This is a genomic window from Microcoleus sp. S36b_A4 (assembly GCF_036700645.1).
Taxonomy (GTDB): domain Bacteria; phylum Cyanobacteriota; class Cyanobacteriia; order Cyanobacteriales; family Microcoleaceae; genus Microcoleus.
Window position 1 is genome coordinate 1 of the sequence record NZ_JAUBPI010000075.1, and the last position, 16,493, is coordinate 16,493.

Below are 16,493 nucleotides of genomic sequence, written 5' to 3' on the forward strand. Positions count from 1 at the left end.
TTACACAATCATTCTGCCTATTCAGGACGGCGATGTCTGAGGGGTGAAACCCCTCAGACATTCGCCAACAGTCTCTTGAAACCGCGTCTACACGGACAAAATCCGCCTGCGCGGATTGAAGAGAAGACGCTGTATTTTTCATTGTTGTTTAAGTTTCGATCCCCCTAAATCCCCCTTAATAAGGGGGACATTGAATACTCTTGTCCCCCCCTTATTAAGGGGGGCTAGGGGGGATCGAGCGAACTATTAGAACAATTGCTTGACCCGAAATCGCTCTTAAATCAATCCGAAATTAACCGCACTAATACTGCTAGCAGAAACACCACCCAGAGAAGCTAAAACTTCCCCTGTTTGTGCCAACCGGATTAAAGTTGCACCGCTATCTTGAGCAATCGCCAATTGCGAGAAACTTAACCCATTACCCAATACTAACAAATCTTTACCGACTTCAAAATCAGTAATCGTATCAGTACCGGAATTGGTAGAGAGTAGGAATTTATCTACTCCCATTCCTCCTACCAAGGTATCAATTCCTAAACCGCCATTGAGTAAATCATCTCCCTTACCTCCGTAAAGAATATCATTACCATCATCGCCGTTCAAAATGTCAGCACCACGGTTGCCAAACAAGACATCATCACCGCTACTTCCCAGGATTGTATCGCTACCTTTGCCACCGAAAATAGTGTCATTCCCCAGAACTCCATCGAGGGAATCATTGCCCCTCATGCCCATCAACACATTATTCCCGCTGTCGCCCGTCAGGATATCGTCTCCATTTGTACCGAGAATTGCATTCGGGGAATTGCTGCCCAAATCAGCATCGCCGCTGACAACAGGAGTTGCAATCCCAGTCGGCAACACTACAGCTTCAATTCTGCTATCTAAAGCAGTACCAGTGTTGTCAGCAACTAGCTGGGAAATAGGTTTATTTCCTGAACCAACAGCTTTGAAGTCTTGAGTGGTTGGGCCCAAGGCTACTTGTTGGAGGCGGGCAAGTGATTCAGGAATTGATGTTGCTGTTGGGTTGGAGACAGCGGCATCAATGCGCTGATTGGCTGTTGCCATTACTGTCGCGGATTGCGATGTAATTTGGCTGATTTGTTGACTGTTGAAACTGGGGTCTATTTGCTGGATTTTCGCGGCTGCTTGCTGAATGATTGGTTCTAAGGCTGCTGCATTGCTGAGGTTTAAGACTGTACCGGATTGAATTTGAGCCGTGATTGAACTGACAACAGCTTTGACAATATCGGTATTGACTGCACTGGATGCACCGTCAATCAAACCGCTGGTTTGAGTGATGAAGTTTTGGACTTTCACCATTGCGGCTAAGACTTCGACTCCGCCCGGTTGATTGTTGTTAGTCGCTAAGATTGGATCGAAGCTAGTTAGGTCAACATCAGCGGGGAGAGAAAGGGCGGCTTTGACTAAAGATTGGGCTTCTTCTGGTTCAATTCCTTTGTCGATTAAGTCGGCGACTAAGCTGGTTAGGAGGGTGACTACACTCGCATCTGGTGGTGCGGTGACTGGTGTTTCTAGGGGTAAGCCGGTGGCGGTGTCAATGCCTCCTATGGCTACTAGATTGCCTTCTGATGGGTCGATTTCTCCGTTGTTGTTGGTGTCGAATGTCTCGAAGGGGATGTTGAGATTGAATTTACCGCCTGTGTCGGTTGTGGTGGATGGTTCATTGGTGTCTTTGACGCCGTTTTTGTTGGCATCTAAGAACACAGTTGCACCGGAGATATAACCATCAATCACCCAGCGTCCATCTGCTGTCGTTGTTACCTTGAAAGTCTGTTCGCTACGGCCACCGAAAGAGTCTGTAGCTATTAACTTCGCCTCGAAGGGTTGCGAACCGCTTGGGGGAGTTCCGGTGAATGTGATGGTGTTTTCCCAAGGGTTGAATTGAAGTCCTAGCCAATTAGTGTTTGAGCCACTAAATTCTAAAGGACTGCCATCAGGTAGAGTTAACTGGTAATTAATCTGGTCGCCATCGGGGTCAGTGTATACATCTTTGATGGCTTGGTTAAACTCACTGTACCGAGAGCCCAGGTTAATTTGCTTTTCTGGAGGACTGTTCTCAATTCTAAAAGTGCCTCCTCCGGCAAAGAGCGAACCTTCCCAAGCAGTATCAATTGCTTGCACGCCCCAGTTATATTCTCCGCGAGGCAAGTCTTTCAGTTGCCAGCGGGTGTTTTGACTGACATTCCCCAAACCTACGAGTTGCCGAGTTCCATCGATATTCCAAGACATCGGGGAAAGAATATCCTTGCCATCCGATCCCGTAACTCGCAGGTTGTAGCTTAAACCGAGATCTGGAGTTTCCTCGTCTGTCCCTCGGTTCCACTTGAAGGTAACATCTCGACCGGAAACTTCAGCCGGTAGTAGTGCGGGTGGACTGGGAGGAGTGTTCGCGATCGCAGTGTTATTGCGGAAGACTTTGGTAAAGAAGTCGTTTTCGTTTATGAACCCGTAGGGGTTGTTTGTTGAAGAACCCGTGAGCAGGATATCCAATTTACCATCCTTGTCGTAGTCTCCCCAAGCAGGGTAGGAGTCGAACTTATTACCAGGCTCTGCGCCACTATCGATTTGTACGCCACTGTCGGTAAAGCCATTGCCGGTGTTTTGATAGTAGATTTTGGTGACGCTTGTTCCTAAACTTTGGGGGTTTTCCTGCTTCCAACCAGTGACCAGGATATCCAATTTGCCGTTATTGTCGTAATCTCCCCAAGCAGCTTTAGCTTGACTCAAACCAGGTATCTGTGCACCTATGTCTTCAAAGCTGGCTGACCCATTTTCACTGGTTGTGTTGCGGTAGACTTTGGTGAAAAGCTGGCCTGAACCATTCGCGCCCTCGATCGCCCCCGTGAGCAAAATATCAAGTTTCCCGTCGTTGTCGTAGTCTCCCCAGGCCATATCATAAACATTGGCGCCAAAGCGAGGGAATTCTGAACCTAAACCAGGCAATGATACGTTTGTGTCTTTAAAAACGCCATCGCCCAAGTTGCGGTAGAGTTTGGCTTTTTGCCTTTGCTGCCCTGATTGAGTCTGCTGTGACTCCCTTACCTTGATCAGGATATCGAGTTTGCCATCATTGTCGTAATCTGCCCAAACCCCTGAACTGGTAGCACCAGCTATTTCGCTAGTAGAAAATAGCGGTTCGCCAGTATCGAGACGTGCTTCGCTGTCTTTAAAGCGGTCTTGAGCGATCGCACCTGTGTTGCGATAGAGCGTGGTGACGATCGGGTATTCCGGGTAAGAGCCTTGTGTATTGAGCAACAAATCGGGACGCCCGTCATTGTTGTAATCTGACCAACTCGAGCTAAAAATTGTAGAGGGGAGCTTGTCACGTAGAACTGTTTCCAACTTAAAGTCCGCATTACTGTAAGTGTTATTAGGAACGTTGCGGTAGATTTCGTACCTGAGAGTGTTGTTGCTATCGAGATTGGTGTTGGTCAGCGTGGCATCCAGTCGCCCGTCATTGTTAAAATCTCCCCAGATTGGGTTATAACCTGGCAAGTCGGCTTCGCTAAAGCCAACTTCGCTCAATCTTTGACCGGTGTTGTCGTAGATTCCAGTGTTGTAGTAGGTTCGGTTGTTTCCGAGGATATCCAGTTTGCCGTCATTGTTGTAGTCTCCCCAGATAGCTGAATACAAACCAGATATCGGAACGTTCGTGTCGGTAAAAACTGAAATTTGGTTGAGGGCTTTCCGGAGATTCAAGCGTCCGCCACTGACCGTTGTCCCTTGCAGAGAAGGAAGTGGGTCAGTAGTTGTCATTAAGATGTTTTTTAGCTCCGTGACTGTCAGGCTGGGGTTCTGAGCTAAAAGCAGAGCCGCTGCACCTGCCACATGAGGGGCTGCTTGAGAGGTGCCTGCACCCCAGCCATACTGATTATTAGGGAGTGTGCTGCGGATGTCACGCTGATCGCGTGGAAAAACCGCAGCAGTTCCGCCTGGAGCACCTAGGTCTACTGTATTTTTTCCATAATTCGAGAACCAGGATAGCTGGTCTACGTAATTCGTGGCAGCTACCGAGATGACATTAGGGAGGTCGTAGTTAGCAGGGTAAGACGGCTCACTGTCGTTGTCTGAACTGTCATTACCCGCTGCTGCTATAAACAAAACGCCCTTCTTGTTGGCGTCGCCGATCGCATCTTTCTCAGCTTGGGAGAACCCGCCACCACCAAAGCTGGCATTAATCACCTTTGCCCCATTTTTTGTGGCGTAGTCAACTGCTTGGATTACATCGCTAGTCGACCCCCTTCCCTGAAAGTCGAGAAACTTTAATGGCATGATGCTAACATTGGGGCTCACCCCCACTACACCGATGTTGTTGTTGCCAGCAGCTCCGATTGTTCCCGCCACGTGGGTACCATGACCATTGTCATCCATCGGGTCTGGGTCTTTGTTAGTAAAGTCATAACCGCGCACATCATCAATGTAGCCGTTGCCATCATCATCTTCGTTTTTTATGCCTGCTATTTCTACTGAGTTCGTCCACATATTAGCAGCAAGGTCTTGGTGATCGTAGTCCACACCCGTGTCAATGACCGCCACTACTACATTTTTGCTACCCCTTTGAATATCCCAAGCTTCCGGTGCATCAATATCGGCATCTGGCGTCCCACCAGTCTGTCCAGCATTATTCAAACCCCAGAGTTGATCGAATTGTGGATCGTTGGGTACTGAGTTGATAGAGAGCAAATAGTTGAGTTCAACGGTCTCGACCCTGGGATCTTGAGCTAAGCTGGTTTGAGTCGCTAGCAAATCTGCATTTGGAGCCAACTTTACTAATCGCCATTGCTCCAATTCACCTGGCTCCACTGCTGAATTGATCTGTACGCTTGGCGGCACTAAGTCTTCGATTGCGATCGCGCCATTAATTTGAAAAACACTCTGGATGGCAACATCGTTTACATTACGTCTCAACTTAACTAGAAGCTCACCTGGCTTATATTCCACCCCAGTTGAGGGATCGACTGCGACTCGCGCATTGCTAGCAGTCTCGTTACCCCTGTTAACAACAGTGGCATCCGGTGCATCGAGACCGTTGTAGTTACTATCGGCACTCACAGCAGGGGCAGTCACAATCTGATAAGTCTTATCGCCGTCAAATACTCGATCGTTGACACCCGTTACCGTAACCGGCCGCCACTGATTCCAATTAGCAGAATTGAAGGTAATTGATTCCGTTGAAATTACTCCCTCTGCCTCATTGCTGCTACGCAAACCAATCGTTACATCCGCAGTCGGTTGGCGGTTGAGTTTGATGGTGAATTGGTCTGTGCCACCTGCTTCTGTAGTTACTAATCCCGATGCCGGACTAATAACAATGCCGGGACTTCCAAGTATCGGCGTCGGTGTAACTGGAGTTGGCGTCGGTGTAACTGGAGTTGGCGTCGGTGTAACTGGAGTTGGCGTCGGTGTAACTGGCGTTGGCGTCGGTGTAACTGGCGTTGGCGTCGGTGTAACTGGCGTTGGCGTCGGTGTAACTGGCGTTGGCGTCGGTGCAACTGGAGTTGGCGTCGGTGTAACTGGAGTTGGCGTCGGTGTAACTGGAGTTGGCGTCGGTGTAACTGGCGTTGGCGTCGGTGTAACTGGCGTTGGCGTCGGTGTAACTGGAGTTGGCGTCGGTGTAACTGGAGTTGGCGTCGGTGCAGTGTCGTTATCAGTAATCGCCACTGTCACGCCCGGAATCGCGATCGCACTATACTTACTATCAGCACTCGCAGCCGTATGAGAAATACTGCCTGTATGATTTCCTTCAACAACCGCATCGTCGTTAGCGGTGACAGTGACAGTTTTGGCAACATTCCAGTTAGTGCTGTCAAAGGTAATTGTCCCGATCGCATTTATTTCACTTCCGGCATTAAAGTTAATGGTAACAGGAGCGATCGGCTCCGACGTTAACTTAAGCTCATAACTGCCATTCGCCCCGCCTTCTGTAGCAGTTGTGCTCGTAGGTGTAATGCTGACACCTGCTGTGTCGTTGTCGGTAATCGCTACATTGACATCCTGAATTGTTGTGCCGTTATACTTAGTGTCTGTACTCGTAACAGTGTGAGCGATCGTACCCGTGTGCGTGCCTTCGGCTTTGCTATCGTCGGTAGCGGTGACAGTGACAGTTTTGGCAACATTCCAATTCGTGCTGTCAAAGGTAACAGGCGCGATCGCATTTATTTCACTTCCGGCATTAAAGTTAATGCTTACAGGGGCGATCGGCTGCGACGTTAATTTGAGCTCATAACTGCCTGTCGCCCCGCCTTCTGTCGCAGTTGTTGCCGTGGGAGTAATAGAAATACCAGCCGTATCATCGTCTTTATTGCTGAGGCTAACATCCGCTACATCTTTGTTGTTGTAAATGGGATCTGTACTAACAGTAGCCGCCGTGAGAATCTTGTAGCCAATATCGCCGTCAACAATGCTATCATTAACCCCTGTTACTGTCACCGGCTGCGGTGTGTTCCAGTTAGCAGTAGTGAAAGTTAAGCTATTAGTTGAAACTGTTCCCTCCGCAACCTTATCACTGCTCAAACCGATAGTAACATCAGCAGTCGGCTTAGTATTCAGAACCACAGTAAAGCTAGCCTTAGTGCCATCTTCGCCCGTAGTTAATCCCGCCGTCGGATTCACCGTAATTCCCGGAGTTTCGTTATCACTGTTGGTGACTGTGACATCATCAGGATCGAGGTTATTGTAATTAACATCGGTACTCACAGCAGCAGTCGTGACTATTTTGTAAGGTAGAGGGCCATCAGCTACTAAATCGTCAACACCACTTATCGTTATTGGTTGCGGTTGATCGTAGTTACCAGAAGTGAAAGTTAAGCTATTAGTTGAAACTGTTCCTTCGGCAACATTATCACTCCTCAAACCGATGGTAACGTCAGCAGTGGGTTGAGCGTTGAGTTTGACTGTAAATTCTGCCTTGCCACCAACTTCACTTGTAGTTAATCCCGATATTGGGTTAACAGTAAAGCCAGCTTTGTCATCATTAGTAATAGTTGTGGTAGCGGTAGCAGTGGTAATTGTCGGTGTTACGCCTGGGCCTGTGGGACTTGAAAGGGTGACGGCTATGGTTTCGTCGGGTTCAACTAGGGTGTCGCCTAATAAGTCGAGAGTAATGGTTTTGGATGTTTCATCGGCGGCAAAATTAATTGTGCCAGTAGGAGTAGTTGCCCCAGAAGTGCCACCGATGTTGTTGTAATCGCTGATGTTTGTAGCTGTTCCGGCGATCGTATAATTGACGCTACTTGCCCCGCCTGTGTTGCCGCTGCGAGTGGCGGTGAAAGTCAGAGGTTTTGTGCCGCTATTGCCTTCAAGAATGCTGGGAGTACCGGCGGCGATGGCGTAAGAAACTGTACCGTTGGCTGCAATAGTTAATGTTGTTTGTTTGGTTGTACCGGCAATGCCTCCGGTGATTGTGCCGAAGTTGAGGATTGCTGTTTCGGCGTTTTCAGGGAGATTGTCGGGTTTGATAGTAACTGCAATATTTTGGGTGAGTGCGGAACCTGTTGCACCTGCGGGGAATTTAATCGAGGTAGGGGAAATGGTGTAGTCTGAGTTTTCGGTGGCACTGCTGCTGGGGTCGATCGCAATTGGTACTGTTACATCGGTGAAGGGAGTGCCACCGCTGATGGTGATGGGAATATTAACTACTGTATCCGTTGTTCCTTCTGTGCCAGGGTAGGTTGCTGCACCGAAATTCACTGTATTGGGTGTATTTAGCAGAATTGAAACGTTATCTGAACCGCTGTTAGTTACTGCCAAATCCGGGAGAGTATCAGCATTAAAGTTGCCTGCAATAATGGAATTTGGATCTGTGTTTGCAGCAAAGTTAATGGGTGTACTAAAACCGCCATTGCCGTTGCCTACTAGAATTGATGCGCCGCTGCTGCTTCTTACGGCTAAGTCAAGTTTGCCATCTCCGCTAAAGTCTTGGGCGACAATGCCTTGCATACTTGTTCCGGCGCTAACCTCAGTGGCTGCGCCAAAGCCGCCTGTGCCATTTCCTAATCGAATTGACACACTGTTAGCGTTAACTACGGCTAAGTCGAGGAAATTGTCTCCGTTAAAGTCCCCATTAGCGATCGAATTTGGATTTGTTCCACCCCCAAAATTAGTAGCTACACCAAAGCCGCCAGTACCATTCGCTAAAAAAACAGAAATGGTGTTAGAGAAACTGTTCGGCACAGCTAAATCGGAAAAAGTATCTCCGTTAAAGTCCCCCACTGTCATCAAACCGGGAATTGACTGCGCGCTCAAGTTAGTGCTGAAATTTAATGCCCCGCTGCCACTGCTATTTGCCAGCAAAATTGTGACAGTCCCAGAGGTACTGCCAGGGCTTGCATTGACTACTGCTACGTCTGAAAAGTTATCGGCGTTAAACTTCCCAACTGCAACCGAGATAGGATATACTCCTGTGGGATATGGAGTGGGGCTGCCAAAACCGCCCGTACCATTTCCTAAGAAAATTGAGAGGGCGCCGCCAGTGCCGCTACCCACTACTGCCAAGTCGGGGAAATTATCATTGTTAAAATTGCCGATCGTGATCGATGTGGGACTTGACACCGCCAAGGTAGGAATAGGCGCGGGATTAAAGCCACCAGTCCGATTTCCTAACAGGATGGAAACAGTGTCAGATCCTTGGTTTGTTACAGCTAAATCAGGTTGGCCATCGACGTTAAAATCCCCGGTAGCAATACCGTTGGGATTTGTCCCTGCACCAATATTAGTCGGAGTACCAAAACTATTCAAAACATACTCGTAACCCGCTAACACTTCGGCTTCAAATACCAGCGGGGTTTCTATTTTCCCGGTTCTCATTTCCAGTTCCCAGTCGCCACCTTTTGCTACACTTCCTGTGAGGTTTTGGGAAGCCGCAACCGACGCGCCGGTTAACTCACTCAAGCGTTTGACAAATGCTTTACCTGTCTCGCCTGCTGCTACGGAACACCCGTACAGGAGGATATTAGGTCGATTTTTGCTCCTTGAGTCGGTTTGTGGCGAAAACCATTGCTGTAGAGAATCCCGATCGCACTCTATATCATCTAAACTCAAGCTACCGTCGCCGACTTGCAAGCTGCCGGGAGCACCGTGAGAAACGATGTGAATGCTGTCAATATTGGTACGAAGAGCTAAAATTTGAGTAATTTGGTCGATCGCATCTTTATTCCCATCCACAACGACTACTTCCGTACCCGGTTTTACCCCAGCGACTAAACTTTGATAATTTTCAACTTGAGTGTCGATAAAGGCGATCGAACTTGGAGAAACTTGATTATTGAAATTTGGCATATTGCACCTACTAATAGCTAAAAAAAGACAATAATTCCCCTGTTTCGCGACTTGCGTCCGAAACACTTTCTGAATGTTGTAGTAACAATAACTGTTTTTTCTAAAAATCTATATAAAGTTTTCTTTATAAACAGTTTTTTAATTAAAGTTTTGATAAAGATGGGGAAATTTATTAAGTAATATTACGGATGAGCCAGCGCGAGGTGGATGAAGTAACACAAAAGCACTTTAATTGCAAGTGTAATGAGACTCAAATATTAAGATCGGGATTTTTGATAGATATCTGCGATGTAATTGAGCCGCTTTTTTCAAGCCCTGGAGGACTTTCGGGCAAGGATGGGGGCGGGTTTACGAGATAATTGCCTAATACCAATTATCTCGTAAACCCGCCCCTAAAACTTATTCTTGACCATCTTTACGGGCGATTCCCTACGAGATAGCTTCGCACGCGCGGACTTACTTCAAACTCGCATCTATCCGTGCTAAAATCCCCTCAGCTTCCCCACACAAAGCAGCGTGACAACAGCCGTTACTCGCCAACAATCCCCCCCACTGACTGACATCTCCCCGGTTATATTGCAAAGTAGAACCGTCAAAACGAGTAAATTGACCGCCCGCTTCAGTCAAAATTAATTCGGGCGCCGCTAAATCCCAATCTTTAGGCGCAGACTTTCCCGAAAGCGCAATATAAACATCAGCCTTTTGTTCTACAATTGTCGCAATTTTACAGCCTATACTACCGACAGCCAGTTGATTTTGACAAGGCAGTTTTTGTAACAATTGATTAAAGCGATCGCCCCGGTGACTGCGGCTAGTTACTATAGATAAATCGGCCACTATATTTCGCGCCGAAACCTGCAATTTGACCGCAGAACCGTCCCGACTTTCCATAAAAGCGCCCGCCTCGCGGATTGCGTAATAAATCTTTTGCTGTTGGGGCCAAGCCACAACTGCTAATACCGGTCTCCCCTCGAATGCTAAAGCAATGTGAACGGCAAATTCACCTGTTCTGTCAATAAAATCTCGCGTTCCATCCAAAGGGTCAATAATCCAAACCCAACTTTGAGGTAAGGGAACTTGACCGTTTTTTTCTAAATAAGATTTGTAAGTTTCTTCGGTGAGATAGCCAAATTCTGCATTCCCTAAAGCCGACTGTAATTCGTCGAGAATGTAAGAATTGACAGCGACATCGGCAGCGGTGATGGGGCCATCTTTTTTCTCCTGGATGTCGAGGTTAGGAGTGTGGCAATCCTGGCGATAATAGGATTGTAGGATATCTGATGCACTCCAGGCGATCGATCGGGCAATTTCGCTGATTTCTTCGAGAGTTTTCATGAATTTCTTGTTTGTAAACCGCAGATGAACGCCGATTAACGCAGATTTCTGTAGGGGCGGTGTCCCCGTGCCCGCCCCGGGGAACCATACATTAGCAATTACCAATTAATATGAGGATATTTCCATTCATAATAATTAGGAAACACAAAATTAGTAAAAGAAACCGAAATACTAACCTCCAATGATTTTACATGATGCCACCAACCGACAGGAATAAAGATAGCTTCTCCCGGTTCCAAAATCACTTCAATAATTTTCGCATCTCTGTAAAGCGGGTATTTGTCATAATCGGGATTTTCTCCGTCCACCTTGCTGAAAACCCCGACGTGATTATAAAGCAGAGGTGTTTGTTGCGGAGAAATCAATTTAATTAGTTTGCGACCAGACACTTGAGCTAAAATTAAATTAACTGGGTCATGGTGCAGCGGTGTAATCGTGCCTTTCGGCCCAAACCAAAAGAAAACTCTGCCTTTTGTATCCGTTGGATTTAGGTATTCTGGGAAAATTTCAATGTCGTTAAATAGGGGTTTAAATTCCTCTCTTTCCAGAGTTTGGTTGTTAGCCACCATGTAGTAGTCGTTGCTAGGCCCACCTTTGACCACCATGTCTACATATTTGCGGAACAAAACAATTTTTTTGTGATTTTCTATCTTAATTTCGTAATTCGGGTCAGAGTTGCGGTTGGCTTGAATTTGTACCTCTGCATCGCCGTATTTTTGCTGCAAATACTCCGGCGTCCACAACTGCAACGCTTTCCAGTTGTGCATAATATTGGTAATAATTACTGGAGTATTTTTGGCGTAGTAATTTTCGAGAAAATACTCTCTAGAAAGGCTGCTTTTGCGTTCGATTGTGCCAAACTTGGAAGACAATGCAGCTAATTGATTGCTAATCCTGAGATGCGATTCTAATTTCTGCAATAACTGCACGTACTGACTACCTGCTTGAAAGTAGGGATGAGATGATATTTCCCTAACTTCTGCGGTGGCTGTTTCCGCATCTAGGCCGGTACTTATTAAGGCTTGAATGATTTCTGCGTCGGGTTGATTTAATAATTTGTTGGCCGCCACCCACTGTTTCATATTGTCGGGGACTTCTTGTTTGCTTGGGGTGAGTAGATTGGGCAAGTTTTGTGTCAGCCATTCTAGGTTAACTTGCTGTTGTTCTGTGAGGGTAATCCGCAAAGGGGGAAGGGTGATAGTTAGGGGTTGGGTGTCAGCCATGATTCGGGTATGTTGTTTTGGGAGTGTTTTGTGTGACTTTAACTTGTCTTACTAATATAGCAATTTGGTTAACGAACCGCGAAGGCGCAAAGGGCGCGAAGGAAGAGAAGAGAGAAGTTCACAAATTTTGTCGAGGTTGCTGTCAGGATTTTAACTTAATAGGTGTTGCTAGTTCAACTTTTCTAGCTGGGAGGGGTTTTCCCCGGATACTTTGATTAATTTTTAATTAAAATTAACCCTTATTCATCCAGGCGCGGGTTCCGAAGTTTTTGCAGGAATCGGAAGCGATTTTAGCTGCTGCAGTGAGAGTATCTGTAAAGTTGTTATTTTGCAAAATGTAGTGACAGAAAGCGCCGTGAAAGATGTCGCCTGCGCCTAAAGTGTCTGTGGCTTGAATTTGAGGTACTTGTATCGTGCCGTAACTGCCATTGCTGAGGTATAAAATTGATTTTTCGCCGCGCGTGATGGCAATATGGGAAATTCCGGCTGCTGACAGGTAAGCAAAGACTTGTTCTGAATTGTCGCAGTTGGGCGGATGAAAATTCTCGGAACATACAGCCCATTCAACGAAAGGCAATATTTCCTCTAATCCGGGTTTCCAACTGCCGCCGTCGAGGACAATGGGAATGTTTTTCGAGTGGGCAAGTTGAGCAATTTCTTGGCTGGCTGCGATTTGATGTCCGTCAAGCAGTACCATACTAACTGATGTTAAAATATCCTGGTTAATTGTTTGACTGTCAACTTGCGATTTCGTAGCATTGATGGAAATTACCGATCGATGGCCCGTTGCTTCAGTTACAATAATCGAGGAAACTGGCGGCGAGTGCGATCGCCCAGGTTCCAAATCAATTATCCTGACATTATACTCCGCTAAGTCTGCACGAATTAATTGGGCGATCGCGTGAGTGCCCAAAGCCCCAGCCCATGCCGCCGCATTCCCCAAATAGCTAAAAGTGACCGCAGCATTGGCCGCCGGCCCGCCCGCAGCAATGGTACAATCAGAAGCAACAACTTTCTGATTTTCACCCGGAGGCTTCCCGGCTAAATAAATTAAATCTAACGTCGCCAATCCCAAAAACAATCCTGTTTTCATATCTTCTTAAATGTGTGGCATGGGCGTCCCGCCCGTGTCCCATCTGCGGTTAAAAATCCCAATCTAAAAATGCAAGCAAATCCCACCACAGGAACACTTTACATCGTAGGAACCCCGATCGGCAACCTCGAAGACATGACATTTCGCGCCATCCGAATCTTGCAAACAGTAGACTTCATCGCCGCCGAAGACACCCGCCATACAGGCAAACTTTTGCACCATTTCCAAATCAAAACTCCCCAAATCAGCTATCACGAACACAACCAACACCAGCGACTTCCCGAACTCATCGACAAACTGCATTTAGGCAAAGATATCGCCCTCGTCACCGATGCTGGAATGCCGGGAATTTCTGACCCCGGTTCCGAGTTAGTTAAAGCCTGCGCCGATGCTAATATTAACATTATTCCGATTCCCGGCCCGACCGCCTGCATTGTTGGCATAACTGCATCAGGATTACCCACTGAAAGATTTGTATTTGAAGGTTTCTTACCCGTTAAAGGCCAAGAACGCCAACAGAGTTTAGAAGCTTTGCAAATAGAATGTCGCACTATAATATTATACGAATCTCCCCACCGATTGCGGCAAACTTTACAAGATTTAGCAACTACTTTGGGCAGCGACAGACAGATTGTGCTGGCGAGAGAGTTAACTAAAATGCACGAAGAGTTTTGGCGTGGTAGTATAGAAAGTGCGATCGCACTTTACACCAATCGCGAACCCCAGGGAGAATTTACCCTCATAATTGCCGGCATCCAAACAGCAGCCCCAATATTTTCCGAAGACGCCATTAAAGCAGAATTGCAAACATTAATTGCAGAAGGCATAAGTCGTTCCCAAGCCAGTCGCCAGCTAGCGCAACAAACATCCCTCCCCCGGCGCCAAATCTACCAACTCGCCCTCACAATTGGCGACAATGAATCAGTAGAACAACCCTTAGATGACTTGTGAATATCTCTCTTCTTCTCTGCGCCCTCTGCGCCCTCTGCGGTTAAATAAAAAAAGCTAGATACTCACACTCAGAATTATATGGTACGCGGAAACTACGATCGACAAAAACCATATTTACGCAACCCCCACATTAACAAACCAATCGCCGAAATTTATGCAGACTTAGACGCCTTTACCTGGGAGATATTTGAAGACCAACCCCACCGCTTCGATACCGTCAGTTTCTACGTCTTGCTTCCCCCACTATTTTACGAAGGGCGTTTCATCAAAGGAATTTACTTCAGCGAAGCAGTCGAACTCATCAACAAACTATTTCCCCAACTTTCCTCAGTATTTTTCTCCTTCACCTATTCCCCCGGAATCTCCTATTCCTGGGCCCCCATAGCTGACGCCTACTCCAGTTTATACAAAAACCCACAGCGAGAAAAGTGGTTTCGCGAAACTTATGTCGATCGCGCCCACAAACCAATCATACCACTGCAAGACACCGACTTCATCAACGAATACTTAATTTCCCCTCGCAACGTCCCCGCCAAAGACATAGACTTGCTAGCCGTCTCCCGAATTTCCGAAGAAAAAAATTTGCCAATCATAGCAAAAGCCTTAAAAGTTTACCGCCAAAAATATCCGCAAAAACCGATTAAATTAACAGTAGTCACCGGCCACGAATTTGATGCTAGCAACCTGAAAACTCTCGACCAGTACGCCTTAAAAGAATGGCAACAAGTCGAGGAAATTTTAACCAATCCCTCGGACTACATTAACTTAGTGCCAAGAGTAGACTACTACAGCGAAATCCCCACATATTATTCACGAGCCCAAGCATTCGTCCTCGGTTCCCTCCTCGAAGGAAAAAACAGGGGAATTACCGAAGCCATGAGTTGCAACGTACCAGTAATTTGTTTTGAAGAATTCAACCAATACGCCAGAGGAAACTCGCCTGTTTTCCCCGAAGGTGCGGGTCTTTACGCCAAATTTGACCCGGAATCTCTCGCAGATACTATATATACAGTATTGGAAAATCAAACAGAATTCAAACCGCGATATCAGTATTTAAAGCATTGCGGGCGCAAGAACTTTTTCAATACTTGTATAGACAGTTTTCCTTACTATCAGCACAACATTCCCGACTACAAACCGGGAGATGCGATTAACAATTTGTGGCTGGATTTAGCAGTTCAGCAAAATTATCAAGTTAGTTTGAATAGCTTTTTGTACGGAGGTTCTCCCTTGTCTCATATTCGCGGGACAAATGCGATTCAGCACAATCTCGGTCAGTTAACCAAGTTTCAATGACAGATAATTCGGAATGATGAAACCACAGAGGACACAGAGGACACAGAGGAAGAGAAGAGAGAGATGAATAATTCTAATGTCAACGGGATTTGAGATTAGTCTTCATAGCGAGGACTTTCGCTAAAAGCCCCGTGGAATTCATTCCCTAGCGACTGGTAGATGGTCGGCTTAAGTTGACACCAATGCCCGATGCCCGATGCCCGACGCCCGATGCCCGATGCCCGATGCCCGATGCCCGATGCCCTATGTCCTATGCCCTATGTCCTATGCCCTATGACAATATCCTCAAAAATCTTACTTGCCAAAACTCTAGCCAAATTCACAGGAACAGCATTGCCGACCATTTTGTATCCATCACCAATATACTTGTACCTAAAAATAAAGTCATCCGGGAAAGTCTGAACTCTCGCACACTCTCGCACAGAAAGCCGACGGTAAGGCAAAGGCGAATTAGGGTCAAAAATGCGTTTGTCTTTGCCAACCAAAATCATTTTACTAGCTTGAGGATGGAGAGGTGCGTGTCTGCCGCTTGCCTGAATTGTAAAAGAAGGTTCTGACCAACTTCTAACTCGATTGCGCGACATATAAAGGCTGGAAAACCCCAAATCCGCACATTCGTGATTTGGGACAGAATCGTGATAATTATCTAATTTACCCTTAACTGACATTGGCGCGATCGCCTGCAAATCAAAAATCGCATCTTTCAGCGTCAAAACCTCAGTTCCAGGTTCGGGAAACTCAAAACCAAAACCCAGAGTTTCCCGATAGCCAACAACAATCACCCTTTGCCTATCTTGCGGAACACCAAAATTTCTAGCATTCAACAACTTGTACGAAACCCGATATCCGATGTCCTCAAACTGCGATAATATATAAGTGAAAGCATCCTTGTTTCTGGCAGCTAAGATACCGCTAACATTCTCAGCTAAAAAAAACAAAGGCTGCTTGTCCCGCACAATTCTGATATACTCCCAGAAAAGTTGACCCCGACTGTCATCAATCCCCCGTTTCGCCCCTGCTTCACTCCAACTTTGACAAGGAGGCCCGCCAATTATCCCAATACAGTTAGGAATTTCATCAGATTTGATTTTCCTGATATCTCTGCGATCTAAAATAGTTTCAGGATGATTGAAATTATACGTATCCCAAATAGACTTATCATATTCATTCGCCCAAACCGGATTAAACCCAGCCAAGCGAAAACCCAAATCCAACCCCCCACAACCCGAAAATAGAGAAATAATATTCATACCTATCGACATCTATCTCCTCTCTTCCTTCGCGCCTTTCGCGCC

Annotated in this window: 7 protein-coding genes; 2 read left to right on the top strand and 5 right to left on the bottom strand. The window is 46.6% G+C overall.

Annotated features, from left to right (window positions below; translation table 11 throughout):
* Window positions 1-276 precede the first annotated feature (276 nt).
* The 4 genes from QUA03_RS20990 to QUA03_RS21005 form a co-directional block, all read right to left on the bottom strand.
* On the bottom strand, window positions 277-9,300 hold the full coding sequence (locus tag QUA03_RS20990) for a S8 family serine peptidase (protein ID WP_333214615.1): 9,024 nt from the start codon (window positions 9,298-9,300) through the stop codon (window positions 277-279).
* Window positions 9,301-9,756: 456 nt separating this feature from the next.
* Entirely contained in the window at window positions 9,757-10,635 is an 879-nt protein-coding gene (locus QUA03_RS20995) for an inositol monophosphatase family protein (protein WP_333214617.1), read from the bottom strand.
* Window positions 10,636-10,733: 98 nt separating this feature from the next.
* Entirely contained in the window at window positions 10,734-11,858 is a 1,125-nt protein-coding gene (locus QUA03_RS21000) for a cupin-like domain-containing protein (RefSeq protein ID WP_333214619.1), read from the bottom strand.
* A 232-nt stretch (window positions 11,859-12,090) separates the two neighbouring features.
* Window positions 12,091-12,951, bottom strand: a complete 861-nt coding sequence (locus QUA03_RS21005; protein WP_333214621.1) for a sugar kinase — start codon at window positions 12,949-12,951, stop codon at window positions 12,091-12,093.
* 69 nt (window positions 12,952-13,020) lie between these two features.
* Here QUA03_RS21005 and rsmI point away from each other — a divergent pair, with 69 nt between their 5' ends.
* Window positions 13,021-13,902 (top strand): 16S rRNA (cytidine(1402)-2'-O)-methyltransferase, encoded by an 882-nt coding sequence (gene rsmI / locus QUA03_RS21010; protein ID WP_333214623.1) that lies wholly within the window; start codon window positions 13,021-13,023, stop codon window positions 13,900-13,902.
* 78 nt (window positions 13,903-13,980) lie between these two features.
* Complete coding sequence (locus QUA03_RS21015) at window positions 13,981-15,198, top strand: glycosyltransferase (protein ID WP_333214625.1); 1,218 nt, start codon at window positions 13,981-13,983, stop codon at window positions 15,196-15,198.
* Between the two features lie 257 nt (window positions 15,199-15,455).
* Here the strand turns inward: QUA03_RS21015 and QUA03_RS21020 are convergent, their stop codons facing one another.
* On the bottom strand, window positions 15,456-16,460 hold the full coding sequence (locus QUA03_RS21020) for a DNA cytosine methyltransferase (protein WP_333214626.1): 1,005 nt from the start codon (window positions 16,458-16,460) through the stop codon (window positions 15,456-15,458).
* Window positions 16,461-16,493 lie beyond the last annotated feature (33 nt).